Source organism: Blautia sp. AF19-10LB, from assembly GCF_003461245.1.
Lineage (GTDB): Bacteria > Bacillota > Clostridia > Lachnospirales > Lachnospiraceae > Blautia_A > Blautia_A intestinihominis.
Genome location: NZ_QTWS01000013.1, coordinates 62,356 through 81,225, shown reverse-complemented (window position 1 = coordinate 81,225; position 18,870 = coordinate 62,356). Strand labels below are relative to the sequence as shown.

Below are 18,870 nucleotides of genomic sequence, written 5' to 3'. Positions count from 1 at the left end.
GCACAGTTTCACACTTACTAACCTTATATATACCAGAAGACCGCCTCATTGTAACAGCCCTTTTAGGCTCTTTATTTATTTGTTTTTTCTCGCTGCAATTGCTTTCTGCTCTTCCGGCAGATCCTTCTCTATTGTAAAGAAGAAGATCAGAACTGCACAGATCACATAAGCAATTGTCTCTACCCAGATATATCCGACAGAGATTGCTGTCTGTGCTGCAGCTGTCTGTGCCGCAGTACCAAGTGCGATATCTGCTGCCTGGTCATATCCACTGGCATTTAAGATCGCACTGAAAATAGAGTTGCATACAGGAGTTGCAGCTACCATGATGGAGCTGTAGATAGACATTGTCAGTCCATCTGTACGGATTCCGGATTTGTATTCGATATGGTCGATAACATCCGCAAGCATTGCAAGGATCATGTAGCATGCCGGAGCGGATCCGAGACATTTAAGCGCGACGCCAATTGCTACAGGAACGATCTGTCCGTTACCCATAATAGCGATTACACCGCCGACAGATCCCAGAAGCATGCCGACCATACATACGATACGTTTTCCAAATTTGTTGCAGAGAGGTACGATCGCCACTGCTGCCACAGCCATCGGAACCGCACCCATGATGCTCAGGAGTGACTGTGAAGCGCCCCATGCATCTGCTGTACCGAAGAAAGTATTGTCCATTACCCACTTACAGAAATAAGTCATGGAGCCATTTTTCATCGCGCCGCTCCACTGGAATCCCATGTAGAACAGCATAACGATCCACCACATTTTTTCACTGGCAACTGCAGAAAGCTGTTCTTTCAGAGAAGCAGTTTTAACCTTTGCTTCCTCTGTTGCTCCCTCAGACATCTGTTCTTCTGTTACACGCTCACGTGTAAACTTGAACTGTAAGAAGATCGTCAGTGCAGAGAAAATGGCGATCGCAGTCATAGCTACAAACCACAGATGCTGATTTTCTTTCAGCGCAAAAGAAACCAGGATCGGGAATACCATGGAACCAGCACCCATAACGGCAAGTCCTGCCACATTGGTAAAGGAAGCCAGTGCTCCTCGCTGCTTACTGTCTCTTGTAGATACAGGGATCAGTGTGGAGTTTGCTGTATTGTAGATTGGATAAGCTACTGCGTAAAACAGGTTGTACGCGATCGCGATCCATACCATCTTGGCAGTTCCCTCAAAAGGAACTACAAACATCAGAACAGAGGCAATAGACAGGGTCAGTGCGGACAGAAGGATCCACGGTCTTGCCTTTCCTGCCATTGTTCTCGTGCGTTCAATAAGCTGACCTACGATCAGGTTTGCCGCTACGATCAGGATGGTCGAAAACAGCTGTAAGGTTGTCAGAAATGTCAGGTTCAGTTTCAGGACATCTGTAAAATAGTTCTGAAGGATACTGGTAAAGATACCGGAAGCCAGAAGTGCTCCGAACGGTCCGATAAAATATCCGATCAACATCTCCGGAAGTTTTACATCATCTGATTTGATCCTGGAACCGGTCAGGGGACCGTTCCAGAAATCTTTCTTTGTCTTGGTCATAAAATCAATCCTTTACTACTTTGAAGAAGGAAGAAATAATTGTACAGATCAGAGCAGCCGCGCACACGATCATTCCAATGATTGCACCCTTTAAATCCGCCATATTCTGAGCGTTGTTCTCAAAAGTCATGATCGATCCGATCGCAGCGATCCTGCTGCTGATAAACTGAATCAGTGCATATGCTGTCAGTACACCACACGCCACTGGAAGGATATCCAGAACCGGTTTTGCTCCCATTTTCATAGAAGCTGCGATCATAACGATCTCAAGGATCGCAGCTGCAGCCAGGCAGGCTACAACCGCATTGTTAACGCCACTGTTTATAAAATAATTTGTTTTGCAGTTCATCATGTACAGAACCAGTCCTGCAACAGTCACAAGAGCAGTGATTACACTTAAGACCAGTCCTGCGCCCATTTTTTTCTTTTCAGCCATAGTTTCGTTTTCCTCCTTACTGCTCTTTCTTTTTCAGTCCAAGCAGATACATTGCTGCACAGAGTACAGTCAGTACACCGAATCCAACGCGAAGACCTGTGATCAGGTTATCGTACCATGTATTCAGTTTTTCAATATGTGTAGTAGTTGCCATGCCATCCATTGCATTGGAATTTGCAAGTGCATAGTTCTGATACAGCATTGCCTGTTTCAGGTCTGTCAGAAGTTCTTCACTCTTGCTTGCATTCTCTACACTCCAGTATGGCCATACTGCTTCTACTGCTGCCATTGTGTTATCACCGGTGTTACATGTCATGGTTACACCATTATGTACTGCCATGCGGATCTTTGTATAAGTCGGATCCTGAATGAAGTCCTCAGACATCAGACCCTTGAATCCCCATTCTTTACGAACGATGTTCAGAAGCAGTCCGGTATGTGCATTACTTGTCACACAGCCGACACGGTTGTATGCAGTCATTACAGCAAGCGCATTTGCATCTTCGATACAGGACTGTACACCACGCAGTTCATTTTCACGGGCAGCCTGCTCTGTCATAAACTCGGCAATACCTGTACGGTTGATTTCAGTGTCATTGAATGCCAGATGTTTCGGTGCGATCAGTACGCCATATTCATGTCCGGCTTCGATGATTGCTGCACCCTGACCAGCTGTCAGAACTGCATCTTCAGAGAAGTACTCGTGGTTACGTGCATTGTAAGGTGTACGATGAAGGTTTGTTCCAACGCCCCACCAGATTGCTGTGTTTGCCCACAGAGAATAGTTACCGATTACTTTGCCCCATTCTTCTGCCAGCTGTTTGCTGAATGTCTGACCAATTACAGTTTCAACTGCCATAACACCCATTTTGTAATCACGGTTCGGATCATCCTCTGCGATCACGCATGGATCTCCTGTGGAATCGTCTGAGTTTGCATACTGTCCCAGCGGATAGGAGTTGAATCCGTTCGGTCCGTCGTTCTGGATAGCTTCCGGAGAAGTGATAGATTCGATCGTTTTTGTACTGGTTCCGCCAAGTCCTGTACGAATCAGGCATTCTTCCAGAGTGATCTGATCCATCAGAGTGCTCCATCTTTCATCTGTAATATCGTCTACTCCTTTGAGGTTAGCCAGAGTCATTCCATTGTCTGCACCAAAGGTTACAGAAGACGGATCTCCGTTTGCTTCGATATCACTGTAGTCATCAGCCATAGTACTGATCATTTCGTTTGTAGCTGTCAGGTCTTTGTATGTTTCCGGCCAGGTTCCTTCCCAGTCATTTCTGCTGAGATAAGTAACTGTGTCTTCCATCCAGTTGTTCAGATCTGCATCCTGGAGCTGATTTTCTACTGGTGTACCATTTAAGGTTACAGCGAAGGAAGAAGAATCAAAATCGCCAAGTTCCCATGTCTGTACGTTGTCTTTATTTCCGTCAACTTTCTGATCCTGTGCGGCAAGGACATTGTTTACAGCCTCATGTGCACCGTTTCCAACAGTGAAGTAATAAGTTCCGTTGTCCAGGATCCAGTTACCGGTTGTACCTGCTTCGTTATCACAGGTGCTGTCCCAGCTTGCCATATCCTGTGCATCTGCTGTGATGGTAACAGTCTGGCTTTCTCCTGGCTCGATCATATCTGTTTTTTCATAATCCAGAAGCTGAACTGCTGATTTTTCTACTTTGTTCTCTATGTCATAGTCTGTATAAGGAACAGAAGTATAAAGCTGTACAACATCTTTACCTGCAACATCACCGGTATTCTTAACCTCTACCTCAGCAGTTACCGTTCTGTTCTCAAGGTCTACATCTACACTCTTGAGAGTCTGTTCGAAGGTTGTATAGGAAAGACCATATCCAAATGGATAAGATACTTCATTATCATAATCCCATGCTTTTCCTGTAGAACTTCCTACGGTTGCATCTGCATTTCCCTGTCCAAGTACAGTGTCTGCATATCTGGTTTCGTAATATTTATATCCTGTATAAATACCTTCTGCTTCAACTTCTTCTGCATTGATATTTACAGTCGGATCTGCATTGATCCACTCATAATTTCCGAAGTTCTGTGCTGCCGGTGAGTTGGCATTTGTTACAGCATAGGTATCTGTCAGATGACCGGACGGGTTTGCCTCTCCAGAAAGAATATCTGCAACACCATAGAAACCATAGCCTCCCGGAAGACCTACTTCCAGGATAGCGTCTACGCCGTCATTGTTTTTGATCTCATCAATCTCCATTGCGTTTGCATTGTTCAGCATAACGATGACTTTACCGCCGTTGCTTTCTTTTGCTTCAACTGCAGCATTGATCAGGTCACGCTCATCATCACTTAATCCAAGCGGATCGGTCTGGTTCAGATCCTGAGATGCATCTACGCCGTCCACACCCGGAAGGTAAGTTCCGTTCTCTGTAGAGGAACGTCCGATCGTTACCAGCATGACATTGTAATCATCCATAGATTCTTTCCACTGGCTGTCTACACCGTCCATTGTTTCCTGTGAAGGCTCTTCGCTTGCAAATACGCCGTCTGTTGCAGGTGCTGTAATGTGGTAGTATTCTACGATATTTCCCCACATATTAACCTCTGTCTTGAACTCTGATTCCAGACTCTTGTACAGATTCTGAAGGTCTTCATTGATGCTGAATCCTTTTGCAGCTAATGCTTCAACAAAGTCTACAGTATCTGCATCTGTTCCTTCATTTTCAGTCAGGGAACTTCCCATGTCACCGCCCTGTACCGGATAGTAGCTGGAAAATCCAAGAAGGGACAGCTTCTGTGTCTCATCTTTTGACAGCGGAAGTGCATTATTCTCGTTCTTTAACAGAACAGTTCCTTCCTCACTCATACGTTCTCCGAGATCCTCGATGGACTCCAGAAGTTCTGTAGTGCTGGAATAGTCAGACTTATATGTATACAGATCCTCGTCTGTACTGTCTGTTACCATAGCACTGCTCTTGGTTCCAAGAAATTTGTCGATGTCTGTACGATAGCTGTCTACTACAGGTCCTGCCGCAACAGAAACGGTCAGAAGAGACGCTGTAAGAGTAGTCATACCACGCCAGATATTTTTTCTGCTCATGATTTTATCTCCTTTCTTTCCATGAAATATGGGTAAGCCTCATCGCTCAAGTGCTTCCATAATTTCCATGACCTAAATTTAACATAAATCCCAAAAACGCTCCCATTTTTTTCGCAGACTGCACTTTTTCAGCCGTAAATGGGAGCGTTTTTTTATTGAATTTTCACAAGTAAAATTTTTTAGGGAATCTTGCACAAATTGTGATATTTGTTTTTGTCTATATTGTCTATATGGCAATTTATTTCTGTGTTGTTACCGGAATCTCACATGTATATGTTTTTTCTTCATCAGAGACCGTGATCTTCACGGATCCGCTTTCTCCGGCACGGACTACAGCCATCGCCTCACCATAATAAGTATCGACGGTATCCTGTGCATAGTTACCTTCCACATAGGAGCAGGCACTTCCCAGACCTTCAAGCGTAGCATTCTCTACTGTAACTTTCAGGTGATGTTTTTCCATCGGTTTCCAGATTCCGTTAAAGTCTCCGTACTGCAATGGAACAAACAGCAATCTGCCCGCTTCCACAGTTTCCTGTTCCGGTTTGATATGAAGCATGGTTTCTTTATTTGCTGTCATCAGTGTCTGGCGGTTGATCTCACGTCCGTTCTTATCATAGGAAACTGCTGTAATCTCGCCATCCTCATATGGAATGTGGAATTTAGTCCTGCATTTTTTTACTTTGCCACGTGCAACTTTCTTTCCATTGACCAGAAGCTCCACCTCTGCTGCCCTTGCAAAAACTTCTACTTCAGCTTTTTCTCCGGCACATCCTCGCCATGACCAGCTCTCCAGTGCTTTGGTCAGAGCCCATCCTGTCAGGTTCAGGTTTTCTTTCTGATAAACAGGTTTCACGGCGATAAACGGACCTGTTTCCCGTTCAAAAGCAACTCTTGTGTAAGCTGCCTCTGCACGCGGCTTTCCAAGAAGGTCGATTCTTCCGTTATTTCCAGTCATTCTTGTATGCGGCATCTTGCCTTTGTATTCTTCGTATTCAGCTGCACCGTCTCCGGTCTCTCCGATATATTCCCATCCTGACCAGACAAAATCTCCCAGGATCCGCTTATTCTTCTTGGCAATTTCCCAGAAACTGTATGCATCCTTGCAGAAAGTCTCTGTACCGAGGATCAGACGTTTCGGGTATTTCTTCAGGTCATGTTTGTAGCGGAAAAGTCCGTAGTTGTATCCTGCGATATCCATGTTCGCATATGCATCCTTTGTTTTCCAGTCACATGGCGGGAGGGTCGCACCGATCTTCATGAAGTAATCTCCGACCAGACAGGCAAGGGTATTATAAAATTCACTTCCTACTGGTTTCTTCTTCTCTTTTTTCTCTGCTTCCTTCTTTGCAGACTGGGCGCTTTTTTCTGCCTTATCATCACTGTAAACGCCCATTCCCATAGAACTTAAGAAGTTAAAGAAAATGTTGATCCCGCAGGTTACTGGTCTGTGCGGATCCAGTTTATGAAGGTAAGAAGTCATTCTGCCGGTGAGTTCGATTCCTTTTTTCTGTGCAGTCTCTGCAACTTCATTTCCTGTAGAATACATGATAACAGACGGATGGTTGTAATCTTTCTCCACCATATCCTTGAGGTCCTGCTGCCACCATTTCGCAAGGTAATTCACATAATCATATTTTGTCTTATGGATATACCAGACATCGACATATTCATCCATCACCAGCATTCCCAGACGGTCGCAGGCATCCAGCATATCCTTAGAGCATGGATAATGAGACGAACGGATCGCATTATAGCCATTCTCTTTGAGGATGCGGATTCTGCGCTCCTCTGCCTCCGGATACGTGCAGGCACCCAGCACACCATTATCGTGATGCACACAGGCACCACGGAGGATTTCTCTCTTACCATTGATCGTAAGGCCTTTTTCCGGGCTCCATTCAAGAAGTCGGATTCCAAATGTTTCCTCTACAACATCTTCTCCAAATGTTGCACGCAGAGTATAAAGATTTGGATGCTTACAGTCCCAGAGTTTTGCGTTCGGGATCTCCATACGGAAAACCGACGGGTGTCCAGTATTTTCTATTTCTTTTGTAAGAACATTTTGCTCTTTGTTCAGGATTTCAACTTTCACCATTCCCGGGCAGGAAGTCTTGATTTCTACTTCGATCACTGCCGGGGCATAGCTTACTGTATGGATCTTGATTCCATTGACCGGAATGTACTTCTTATCGCCTGTCCAAAGATATACCGGACGATAGATGCCGGTTCCGGAGTACCAGCGGCTGTTTGGCTGATCAGAATTTCGTGCGATCACACGGATCTCATTCTGTGCCTCATATTTCAGAAGCCCTTCTGTATCTACATAAAAATTTGTATAACCATACGGTCTGTATGCTGCTTTTGTTCCATTAATATAAACTTCCGCATTGTGATAAACACTCTCGAATTCAATGAGAACTTTTTTGCCGCTGTACTCTGATGGCACAAAAACATGTTTCGTATATTCGTAATCGCCGCCCAGATACCAGCCGGAGTTTCCCTCACTGACACTTTCCTCAGTACGCGGCTCACTCCGCATCGCATCATGCGGAAGTGTCACAGAATACGGTTCCTCATCTCTGGTAAGGCATCTGCATGTCCAATTTCTGTTAAAATCTATTTTTTTCATATCAAATCTTTACCCTTCTTGTTTCTCCTCTGACCAGAGAAAATTTTTGTTCACCGAGTTCCAGAACTCCACCGTCTGCAGCCGGTGTCACTTCCAGATATTCTCCATCCCAGAGCAGTCGGACTGTTCCATGGCTTCCCACCGGGAGTGTGCAGTCCAGTTCTGTAAAATACTGCATCTGTGGTTTTAATACATAAGTCGTCTCTTCTCTGTTTACGAGATCCAGTCCGGCAAAATATTTTGCCAGGAAATAGATCGGGCTTGCTGCCCATGCATGACAGAGGCTCTTGCCAAAATGATCACCGTACATGTCGTACTGTTCTTCCTTCGGCACAGACGGATCGTACTCTTCCCAGAAGGTAATTGCTCCAAGATCCAGCATGCCGCCCCAGTAGGAACGGATCTTGTCCAAAACTTCGGTCAGTTTTCCCATCTGGCACAGTACATCCAGTTCGAAGAAGTTAAAATATGGTGTTGTGATCGCCGGGATCTCATCATTTTCGAGTACGTTTGTGAGGATTTTTTCCTGCTTATCCTTATCTGCGATAGCAAATAATACAGCAAAAATATTTGCATGTCTTGTCACATTTCGTTTCCCGGAAGTAAAAGAATCGATGTACGCACCTTTTTCCTCATCCCAAAAAAACTCTTCAATGGCAGCAGCCAGTTTCTCATACTCCTGTCTGTAAGCACTTCCGTCCTTGCCAAGCTTTTCGCTGATCTCTGCCATCACACGGAAGCATGCCGCATAAAGCATCTGTTCTGCACAGAGCGGGCCATCTTTGTCCATGTCTGCCCAGTCGATATAAATCCAGTCTTTTTCCTTTCCGATCAGGAAACCGTGTTCATCGCGTCTTCCATTGCAGAATTCCATAAGGGAAACCATCTTTGGATAAACCAGTTCCAGAAAATCCCTGTCACCGTATCCTTCATTGTGATAATTCACCCCCAGAAGCCACAGAAGAGAATAGTCTACGATCGTATTGATATGTCTCGTCATCGGGTCATTGCCGCGCAGTGCCAGAATCGTTCTCTGGTCGATATCTGCATCTGCCATCAGATAACGATTTACAAAAAAGCTCTGGTATGCATCTCCCGACCAGATCCATTTGTCACGTTTTGCACCATCAATAAAAAAGATGCCGCTGCAGAGGCGGAATGTATGCTCTGCCACAGACCAGATCTGGTTCAGGCGTTCCTCTCCGCAGTGGAATGCAGCTTTCACCGGAATGTCGACATACTGATGATTTGCTTTCAGTATGATCTCTCCCGGTTTGCAATCCGGAATGTATGCAAAATGTACTGCACAGCAAGGACATTTGCCAGTCTCCTTGTCCGGCTGCCAGCTATAGTAGCAGTTTACAGGGTCGATTGCCTCTTCTCTGGATTCGCCACAGCAGATCAGTACCGGCTGATATCCGTTTTTGAACTCTGCTTCCAGAACTGCATTCAGCTCTGTCTCAAATTCATAGAGCGTTCCGCCGTTGTATTCTGTTACGTTGACTGGTTCATATATTTTCTCGCTGTATTCCCAGACTGTCGGATTCTGTTCCGGTCTGGTGAAATATCTGCTTCTTCCTGCCGGCTGCGGTTCCTGATCATAATCTTCTGCTATCCAGCCTTTGTCTGAACAGATCACATCACCTTCTACATAAATACATGGAAAAGCCTCAATACATCCTGCGTGAACAGCGATTGCAACTTCTCCCGGTCCACAGGTGATCTTTTTTCCAAATGGGTATTTCTTTTCTCCTGCCAGTACATGCCCGATTGCATTGGAATATACAGTAAAGGAAGTTTCTTTTTCCAAATGATAAGTACGGCGAAAAGCCACACGGTTGCGGAATCCTTCGCTTTTCCAGAAAGCCGGCCAGCCAAAGCCTCTCTCCACACGGCTGAAATTCTGCTTCATTCCATGATATAATTCAAAATCTCCCGGATACCAGATCCAATAACTTTTGCTCATTCCCGATTCCTCCAAATCTTGTTTGTTTTCATCATATATTTTCTACTTTAACTATACGGGCTGTCCACGCTTAAAGTCAAACACAGTTGACGTTCAAAAAACAGCTGTTCACGCAAGGCAGGGGCAGCCCGGATTTCTGTTGGAAACTTAAGCATTCTATGATAGACTGGATCTTAAAAAAAGTAAATCTATATAAAAGAAAAGAGGGATTTTTATGGGTGAGATCATTGAGGAATTTTTTAACGGATACTGTCGGAATTTTGACATGACACAGACTGTAATCTGTGAATTCGAGCAGTTTCCAGAGGGGCTTCGTCTTCTTGATTCAAGCTGCGAATACGGGGTCTGTCAATACAGCAAAGACTGCACTCTCATGAAACAGGCACTTGCCAGGGAAAAAGAATGATCTGGACACACTACACAAAAACAGCCGGAAGCTTAACTGCTCCCGGCTGTCTGTTTCTCAAATATTCAGTTAATCCCATCCACCATATTCCTGAATGGTTTCTTCGACTCTTCTTCTGACCTCTGCTGCGATCTCTGTTGATTTCATGTCCTTGTATTCGTCATAGCACATCGGTTTCAGGAAATGTACCTGAACGGTCAGCGGAGCCGCTGAGCCTGTGTCAAACGCCTTGTAGGTGTCGATCAGTGCTACCGGAACGATCGGGCATCTGGCTTTCATAGCTGCCTTGAAACTTCCCCCCTTAAATTCCTGCGGATGGTTTCCATTCTTGCTTCTGGTCCCCTCCGCAAAGATAAGATAATTACGACCGCTCCTGACTTCCTTCGTGACATTGAGGATTACCTGCATGGACTGTCTGATATCCTCTCTGTCCATGATAAAAGCCTTCATACAGGTAAATACCTGCTTCAGAAATGGAACATTGCCCACTTCTTTCTTGGCTACAACAGAAAACGGCACTGGGCAGGCATCCAGGATCGCCAGAACGTCATACAGTCCCTGATGATTCGGATAAAACATAAATCCATTCTCCGACGGAATATTCTCTACTCCGTAGGACTTGATCGTAATGTTTCCGCCTGTATTCGCCTTGCAGTCGATTTTCTTGAGCAGCGCATAACGCTTTTCTTCCGGATAATCATCCACATGTCCCGCATACCAGTTCAGCATAAACCATCCATAAGGCACAAAGAAAAGATTTCGTAATACCATCATTATGATTCTTTTCATGCTACACCTCCCCAGGATCCTTTTAACTTAATTTTGAAGCGATTTTTTCTTCGTATCCTGGATTCTTCTTGATAAATTTATCGTAGGCAACGGTGTATTCCTGATATGCATCTGTCTTCATGAACAGCGCATATTTCTCTGCTGCCTGTTTGTTCATATCATTGGTAACATCTGATGGTGCAAGTATATAGTACTTATTGTCATCTTTTTTCTGAGTCATATAAGTACTGATGCACGGATAGCTCTGTCCGTCCTTGAGTACCAGATCATACGTAATATATATAAATGCATAATTACCATCCTGGTATATCTTATCGCACTTGTTGATCTGGATCTTCTCCGGAGAATGCGCTGCAAAATACTTGATATTTGCATCTATCTCTGCCTGAAGATTGTCATCTGCCTTGGTCACTCCATAGCATTTCTTAATCTTATTTTCATTGCCGCTCTCGTAGGATTCGATCAGGGCTTTGACAACTCTTTCCGGTGTTTTGTGGCTGATACCACAGCTTCTCACAGCAAAAATAATCGCTATGAGCAAAATTACAAGCACTGCGCCTCCCGCAATATACTGTACGGGAATATCCATCTTTCTGGATCTGCTCTTCTTTTTGCTTCTGGAAGTTCTGGGACTGGTTGACTTACTGCTGCCATTTACCTTGCGCATGCCAGTCCTTGAACTTCCCGTTCTTTTTGTTTCGAGTGCAGATCTTCTGATGTTGGATTTTGAATGTCCGGTCTTTCGGCGGCTTTTGGTATTCTTACTGCTCCTGGCAGCAGTTTTGCTGCCGCTGTTTAATGTGACATATTCCTTCTCCATGATGATCTAACGTCCCCTTTATTCTTCCGTGCTCTCCTGTACTTCATCATTTGCTTCGTTTACAGGTTCTTTTGCTGTCTGCTGATTCTCTTTGTCTTCTTCTTTCTCTCTGACTTTCGCAAAGCTTGCAACGGTCACTCCTTTGGAAAGATTGATCAGTTTTACTCCTGAGGTAATTCTTCCCAGAATAGAAATATCAGCGCACTGCAGACGGATAATAATTCCCTCTGTGGTGATCATCATGATCTCATTTTCTTCATTTACAGCTTTTGCACCGATAACATTGCCTGTCTTCTCAGTGATCTTGTAGCACTTCACGCCCTTACCGCCTCTGTTCTGGCAGGTGAACTCACTGATGGAGGTTCTCTTGCCCATACCGTTCTCAGAAACAACAAGGAGATAATATCCCTGCGTGTTAAGCTGCATAGCTACAACTTCATCACCATCCAGCAGATTGATACCGCGAACCCCCATGGAAACTCGGCCTGTGCTTCTTACATCTGTTTCTTTGAAACGGATGCACTGGCCATATTTGGTTACCAGGATAACGTCCTTCTTATCATCCGTTGCCTTTACTTCGATCAGTTCATCATCATCGCGAAGTGCGATCGCTGCAAGACCTACTTTGCGGACATTTGCATAATCCTGGATCGGAGTTTTCTTGACGAGTCCCTTACGGGTTGCCATCATCAGGTAATGTCCCTCTTCGAACTTGCTGATCGGGATAACTGCTGTAATGCGCTCTCCCGGCATCAACTGCAGAAGATTGATAATCGCAGTTCCTCTCGCAGTTCTTCCTGCTTCCGGAATCTCGTATGCTTTAAGACGGTATACACGGCCTGTATTGGTAAAGAACATCACATAATGATGCGTGGTCGTCATCATCAGTTCTTCGATATAGTCATCGTCCAGTGTCTGCATGCCCTTGATTCCTCTGCCGCCTCTGTTCTGGCTGCGGAAGTTGTCTACGGTCATACGTTTAATATAACCAAGTTTGGTCATTGTGATAACTGTATTTTCTCTCGGGATCATATCCTCCATGGAGATGTCATATGCATCAAATCCAATGGCAGTTCTTCTGTCATCGCCATATTTCTCAGCAATTGCAAGGATCTCCTCACGGATGACACGGAGAAGCGTATTTCTGTCTGCAAGAATTGCCTGTAATTTGCGGATCCTCTCCATTAATTCTGCATATTCTGCTTCCAGCTTCTCTCTTTCCAGACCGGTAAGAGCCCTGAGACGCATATCTACGATCGCCTGCGCCTGAACATCTGTCAGTTCAAAGCGATCCATTAATTCCTGTTTTGCGATCTGAACGTTTCTTGCGGCACGGATGATACGGATAACTTCATCGATATTGTCCAGTGCTTTGAGCAGACCTTCCAGAATGTGAGCACGTTCCTGTGCTTTGTTCAGGTCGTATTTGGTTCTTCTTGTCACTACATCTTCCTGATGTGCAAGATACTGCTTAAGCATCTCCGGAAGAGTCAGTACCTTCGGCTGAAGGCTTCCGTTTACGGAAACAAGGCAAAGCATGATCACGCCAAAAGTATCCTGAAGCTGTGTATGCTTATAAAGCTGGTTCAGGACAACATTTGCATTGGCATCCCTGCGGAGGTCGATGCAGATTCGCATTCCCTCACGGCTGGAGTGATCATTCAGGTCTGTGATTCCGTCAATCTTCTTGTCGCGGACAAGTTCTGCGATCTTTTCGATCAGACGGGCTTTATTTACGAGGTATGGAAGTTCTGTGACGATAATACGTGATTTGCCATTTGGCAGTGTCTCGATATTTGTCACCGCACGGACACGGATCTTGCCGCGACCGGTACGATATGCTTCCTCAATTCCTCTTGTTCCAAGGATCGTTGCTCCTGTCGGAAAATCCGGTCCTTTGACGATCTCAAGAAGTTCCTCGATCGTTGTCTCTCTGTCTTCCTCGATAATGTTGTCAATGATCTTGACAACTGCATTGATAACCTCTCTTAAGTTGTGTGGCGGGATATTTGTCGCCATACCAACTGCGATACCGGAAGTACCGTTTACAAGAAGGTTCGGATAACGGGACGGAAGTACAACCGGCTCCCGTTCTGTCTCATCAAAGTTTGGCTGGAAATCAACGGTATTCTTGTTGATATCAGCAAGCATCTCCATGGAGATCTTGCTCAGACGAGCCTCTGTGTATCGCATCGCAGCAGCACCGTCACCATCCACGGAACCGAAGTTTCCATGACCATCTACCAGCGGATATCTGGTAGACCAGTCCTGTGCCATATTTACAAGTGCTCCATAGATAGAACTGTCTCCATGAGGGTGATATTTACCCATGGTATCACCGACGATACGGGCACATTTACGATGCGGCTTGTCCGGACCGTTGTTCAGTTCGATCATGGAATACAGAACCCTTCTCTGTACCGGCTTCAGACCATCTCTTACATCCGGAAGAGCACGTGAGGCGATAACGCTCATGGCGTAATCTATATAAGATTTCTCCATGGTCTTCTGCAGATCCACCTCATGGATTTTGTCAAAAATATTGTCTTCCATTTTTTATTCTCCTAGATATCCAGATTTTCTACAAAACGTGCATTTTCTTCAATAAATTCACGTCTTGGTTCAACTTTGTCACCCATAAGAGTGGTAAAAGTCAGATCGATCTCAGATGTAGCAGATTCGTCCATTGTTACTTTGAGAAGGATTCGTTTCTCCGGATCCATGGTTGTCTCCCAAAGCTGCTCTGCATCCATCTCTCCAAGACCTTTGTAACGCTGGATCTTGTTGTTATTATCACGTCCGATCTCCTCAAGGATGCGGTTCAGTTCCGCATCATCGTAGGCATACCAGACTTTCTTGTTTTTTTCTACCTTGTACAGCGGCGGCTGTGCCAGATATACATAGCCCTGCTTGATAAGTTCCGGCATGAATCTGTAAAGGAAAGTCAGAAGAAGTGTCGCAATATGTGCGCCATCGACATCGGCATCGGTCATAATGATGATCTTGTGATAACGCAGTTTGCTGATATCAAAGTCTTCATGGATACCTGTTCCAAAAGCTGTGATCATTGCCTTGATCTCTGCATTTCCGTAGATTCTGTCAAGACGTGCCTTCTCAACATTGAGGATCTTGCCTCGAAGCGGAAGGATTGCCTGTGTCGCACGGTTTCTCGCTGTCTTGGCAGAACCGCCTGCGGAATCTCCCTCTACGATATAGATCTCGCAGTTCTTCGGATCCTTGTCTGAGCAGTCCGCAAGTTTACCCGGAAGTGACATTCCATCGAGTGCGGATTTCCTTCTGGTAAGGTCACGTGCTTTACGTGCTGCTTCTCTTGCTCTCTGTGCAAGAACAGATTTCTCAACAGTAGCCTTGGCTACAGATGGATTCTGCTCAAGGAAAATTTCAAGCTGCTTGCTGACAACAGAGTCTACGGCGCCTCTCGCCTCACTGTTGCCAAGTTTCTGTTTTGTCTGGCCTTCGAACTGTGGTTCTTCGATCTTGACACTTACGATCGCAGTCAGACCCTCACGGATATCATCACCGCTTAAGTTCGGTTCACTGTCCTTGAGAAGTTTGTTCTTTCTCGCATAATCGTTAAAAGTCTTGGTAAGTGCATTACGGAAACCAACGATATGTGTACCGCCCTCCGGTGTATTGATGTTATTTACAAATCCATAGCTGTTCTCTGTATAGGAGTCGTTGTGCTGCATCGCAACCTCAACAGAAACGCCGTCCTTCTCTCCCTCACAGTAAATAACCTCTGGATACAGAGGTTCTTTACTCTTGTTCAGATATGTTACAAATTCACGGATACCACCCTCGTAGTGGAATACTTTTTCTTTCTTGGAGTCTTCTCTCTCATCTCTGAGGACAATGCGAAGTCCTTTGGTAAGGAAAGCCATCTCACGAAGACGCTGTTTCAGGATATCATAATCATAAACAGTTTCCTCAAAGATTTCCTTATCCGGCAGGAATGTAACAGTTGTTCCTGATTTCTCCGGATCACACTCTCCAACAACCTTGAGAGGATACATTGTATGTCCTCTCTCATAACGCTGCTTGTATTCTCTGCCTTCGTGATATATGGTAACTTCCAGCCACTCGGACAGAGCATTTACAACGGATGCTCCTACGCCGTGAAGACCTCCGGATACCTTATATCCTCCACCGCCAAACTTACCGCCGGCATGCAGAATGGTAAATACAACCTCAACTGCCGGAATTCCTGCTTTGTGGTTGATACCTACCGGAATTCCCCGACCATTATCTACAACTGTAATGGAGTTGTCTGGGTTGATGCTTACCTGGATCTCTGTACAATATCCTGCCAGAGCTTCATCTACCGCATTATCTACAATTTCGTATACAAGATGATGCAGACCCCGGCTGGATGTACTTCCAATATACATACCCGGTCTTTTACGAACCGCTTCCAGCCCTTCCAAAATCTGAATCTGGTCCGCTCCGTACTCCGTATTTTCTCCGCCCATGTGCTGCCTCCTGTCATTCAATGTTATATAAAAATTACTGGTTGTATATCCTCTGTTGGACATACGTATACTAATTTATTATAACACAAAAACAACTCTCTTTCCATTAAAAATCCCGGTTTTCTGTAAAAACAATGTATAAAAAAAGGAACTGTATTTCACATTTTTTGGAAATACAGTTCTCGTATTTACTGGATCAGATATTGATAAATTTCTCTCTTGGATACCCCTCGGTCCTTCGCCACCTGCTTCATGGCATCCTTCCTGGAAAGCCCCTGTTTTTCGTAGATTTCCATATGTTCCTCGATGGAGATCTCCTCCCAGGAAGCTACAGCTTCTTCCTTGAGTTCCTGGCGGCTCTTGCCCTCGATCACAAGGACACATTCCCCTAATGGCTTTTCGTTCTCATAATGAGCGATCAGCTCATCGATCGTCGTATGAAAAGCAGTCTCATGTTTCTTCGTCAGTTCCCGACAAAGTGTCATTCTGCGGTTGCCAAGAGTTTCTTTGAGATCCTTAAGTGTGCGGACCAGCTTGTGTGGTGCCTCATACATAATGATCGTCCTTGTCTCATTGACCAGTTCATCCAGGACTTCCCTGCGTTCTTTTTTGTCCATTGGAAGAAAAGCTTCGAAAGCAAATCTCCTGGTCGGAAGCCCTGACAGAGTAAGTGCTGTAATACAGGCAGCAGGTCCCGGAAGTGAGGTCACTTCGATCCCTGCTTCATAACACATGGCAGCAAGTTCTTCTCCCGGATCTGAAATTCCAGGAGTACCTGCATCCGTGATCAGTGCAATGTTCATTCCTGACTGCATCTTCTCGATCAGTGTATAAGCTTTGTCGATCTTGTTGTATTCATGATAACTGGTCATGGGCGTTTTGATCTCGAAATGATTCAGAAGCTTGATACTGTTTCTCGTATCTTCTGCCGCGATCAGGTCTACTTCTTTGAGAGTACGCAGAACACGCAGCGTAATATCTTCCAGATTTCCGATAGGTGTTGCACACAGATATAATTTACCGCTCATAAATCAGGTTCCTTTCTTGAATTCTTATCCGAATCATCAGACCATCCCGTAGATTTCCAGGATCGCCTTTGTATACTCTCCCGGCTTCTCATAAACGATCAGCGGACGCTCTACCGTGATTCTGGAGTTTCCACCCTTGCAGGCCTCGATCAATACCATATTTGGTTCTCTGTCTATGTACGGATACACAAGCTGCATGCGTTTCGGCTCCAGCTTGTATTTCATCAGCACCTGAAAAATCTCAGCAAGACGGAACGGACGGTGCACCATAAAAAAATGTCCCCTGTCCTTGAGTACTCTGGACGCCTGGCTGACAACATCCTCCAATGTGCAGAGCACCTCATGTCTCGCAATTGCTTTTGCCATATACGGATTACGCAGTCCATGCTCTCCGATCATATACGGAGGATTGCTTGTTACTACATCAAAAGAAGCTGCTCCAAAAATTCCAGCAGCCTCCTTAATATCTCCGCATACAATATCAATTGCAGATTCCAGACTATTGTACGCAACACTGCGTGCGGCCATATCTGCACATTCTTCCTGTATCTCCAGTCCTGTGAGATGTTCTCCCTTGCCTCTGCCTTTGAGCAGGATCGGAATGATCCCTGTGCCGGTTCCCATATCCAGGACCCTTGCATTCTTTCTGATCTTTGCAAAGCCGGACAAAAGAACCGCATCCATTCCGAAGCAGAACTTCTCTGGATTCTGAATTACATAAAATCCATTCTGCAGGTCATCGACCCGCTCTCCCGGATGTACCAGATCAGTTTGCGGATTTCTTTCCATGAGATTTTTTATCTCCTTCTCTGTCTTCGAGTTTTTCCAGTTCCCTCATTTCCTTCTCGGAAACTTTGACTTTTTTCTTACGGGGACGGAATTTCAGTTCATTTACCGGAAATTCCTGAATCTCCTTTTCGTCGTTTACTTCGACAACGACTTTGACTCTCTGGCGAAGAACATTTACATTCTGTACAGTTCCCTGAATTCCATCCGGAAGTGTGACAGTGTCCCCGATTCCCGGAAGTTTCTTATTCAGTTCCTCGTATGTTTCCTGTTCGTTCTTGAGACAGCACATCAGTCTGCCGCATACGCCGGAAATCTTGGTCTGGTTCAGTGAAAGGTTCTGTTCCTTCGCCATCTTGATAGATACCGGTGCAAACTCTGACAGATACGTGTGGCAGCAGAGACTTCTGCCGCAGATTCCGATTCCTCCGAGGATCTTGGTCTCATCACGGACACCGATCTGTCTCAGCTCGATCCTTGTCTTGAAGATTGCCGCCAGATCCTTGACAAGCTGACGGAAATCGATTCTTCCATCTGCTGTAAAGTAAAACAATACCTTGTTGTTATCAAATGTATATTCTGCATCGATCAGTTTCATCTCCAGACCATGCTCACGGATCTTCTTCTGGCAGATCTTGAAGGCATCCTTCTCCTTGATACGGTTCTGCTGCTCTCTGTCCTCATCTGCCTGAGTCGCTACTCTCAAGACTTCTTTGAGCGGATGAACAACCTCGTCCTCTCCAACTTCCTTCGGTCCAAGTACAACTCTGCCGAATTCTACTCCGCGGGCGGTCTCTACGATCACATGATCGCCCACCTGCATTTTATAATTCTTCGGATCAAAATAATATATTTTGCCGACATTTCTGAATCTGATTCCAACTATTTTTGTCATT

General features: G+C 45.1%; 13 protein-coding genes. 1 reads left to right on the top strand and 12 read right to left on the bottom strand.

Annotated features, from left to right (window positions below; translation table 11 throughout):
• Nucleotides 1-75: 75 nt before the first annotated feature.
• The 5 genes from DWX28_RS09075 to DWX28_RS09055 form a co-directional block, all read right to left on the bottom strand.
• Nucleotides 76-1,542, bottom strand: coding sequence for an MFS transporter (locus DWX28_RS09075; protein ID WP_118252515.1), 1,467 nt, complete (start codon nt 1,540-1,542; stop codon nt 76-78).
• A 4-nt stretch (nt 1,543-1,546) separates the two neighbouring features.
• Nucleotides 1,547-1,978 (bottom strand): hypothetical protein, encoded by a 432-nt coding sequence (locus tag DWX28_RS09070; protein ID WP_118252514.1) that lies wholly within the window; start codon nt 1,976-1,978, stop codon nt 1,547-1,549.
• Nucleotides 1,979-1,994: 16 nt separating this feature from the next.
• Nucleotides 1,995-5,057, bottom strand: a complete 3,063-nt coding sequence (locus DWX28_RS09065; protein WP_118252513.1) for a glycoside hydrolase family 3 C-terminal domain-containing protein — start codon at nt 5,055-5,057, stop codon at nt 1,995-1,997.
• 238 nt (nt 5,058-5,295) lie between these two features.
• On the bottom strand, nt 5,296-7,689 hold the full coding sequence (locus tag DWX28_RS09060) for a glycoside hydrolase family 2 TIM barrel-domain containing protein (RefSeq protein WP_118252512.1): 2,394 nt from the start codon (nt 7,687-7,689) through the stop codon (nt 5,296-5,298).
• A 1-nt stretch (nt 7,690) separates the two neighbouring features.
• On the bottom strand, nt 7,691-9,655 hold the full coding sequence (locus tag DWX28_RS09055) for an alpha-L-rhamnosidase-related protein (protein ID WP_118252511.1): 1,965 nt from the start codon (nt 9,653-9,655) through the stop codon (nt 7,691-7,693).
• Nucleotides 9,656-9,869: 214 nt separating this feature from the next.
• On the opposite strand from DWX28_RS09055, the gene DWX28_RS09050 reads away from it, so the two are divergent.
• The gene (locus DWX28_RS09050) at nt 9,870-10,061 is read left to right on the top strand and encodes a hypothetical protein (RefSeq protein ID WP_022213297.1); all 192 of its coding nucleotides are present in this window, start codon (nt 9,870-9,872) and stop codon (nt 10,059-10,061) included.
• A gap of 69 nt (nt 10,062-10,130) precedes the next feature.
• Here the strand turns inward: DWX28_RS09050 and DWX28_RS09045 are convergent, their stop codons facing one another.
• The 7 genes from DWX28_RS09045 to DWX28_RS09015 form a co-directional block, all read right to left on the bottom strand.
• On the bottom strand, nt 10,131-10,850 hold the full coding sequence (locus DWX28_RS09045) for a lysophospholipid acyltransferase family protein (RefSeq protein ID WP_118252510.1): 720 nt from the start codon (nt 10,848-10,850) through the stop codon (nt 10,131-10,133).
• A 22-nt stretch (nt 10,851-10,872) separates the two neighbouring features.
• Nucleotides 10,873-11,670: a hypothetical protein gene (locus tag DWX28_RS09040; protein WP_227222113.1), complete on the bottom strand. Its 798-nt coding sequence runs from the start codon at nt 11,668-11,670 to the stop codon at nt 10,873-10,875.
• Between the two features lie 18 nt (nt 11,671-11,688).
• Nucleotides 11,689-14,223: a DNA gyrase subunit A gene (gyrA, locus tag DWX28_RS09035; RefSeq protein ID WP_118252509.1), complete on the bottom strand. Its 2,535-nt coding sequence runs from the start codon at nt 14,221-14,223 to the stop codon at nt 11,689-11,691.
• Between the two features lie 11 nt (nt 14,224-14,234).
• Nucleotides 14,235-16,160, bottom strand: a complete 1,926-nt coding sequence (gene gyrB / locus DWX28_RS09030) for a DNA topoisomerase (ATP-hydrolyzing) subunit B (RefSeq protein WP_022213293.1) — start codon at nt 16,158-16,160, stop codon at nt 14,235-14,237.
• 188 nt (nt 16,161-16,348) lie between these two features.
• A complete protein-coding gene (gene rsmI, locus DWX28_RS09025; protein WP_022213292.1) occupies nt 16,349-17,188 on the bottom strand; it encodes a 16S rRNA (cytidine(1402)-2'-O)-methyltransferase in 840 nt (279 codons plus the stop codon).
• 36 nt (nt 17,189-17,224) lie between these two features.
• Nucleotides 17,225-17,977 carry a tRNA1(Val) (adenine(37)-N6)-methyltransferase gene (locus DWX28_RS09020; protein ID WP_022213291.1) on the bottom strand — a complete coding sequence of 251 codons (753 nt, stop codon included), beginning with the start codon at nt 17,975-17,977 and terminating at the stop codon, nt 17,225-17,227.
• Nucleotides 17,955-18,869: a PSP1 domain-containing protein gene (locus DWX28_RS09015; protein WP_118252508.1), complete on the bottom strand. Its 915-nt coding sequence runs from the start codon at nt 18,867-18,869 to the stop codon at nt 17,955-17,957. The genes DWX28_RS09020 and DWX28_RS09015 overlap by 23 nt, the downstream gene beginning before the upstream one ends.
• Nucleotide 18,870: the final 1 nt, after the last annotated feature.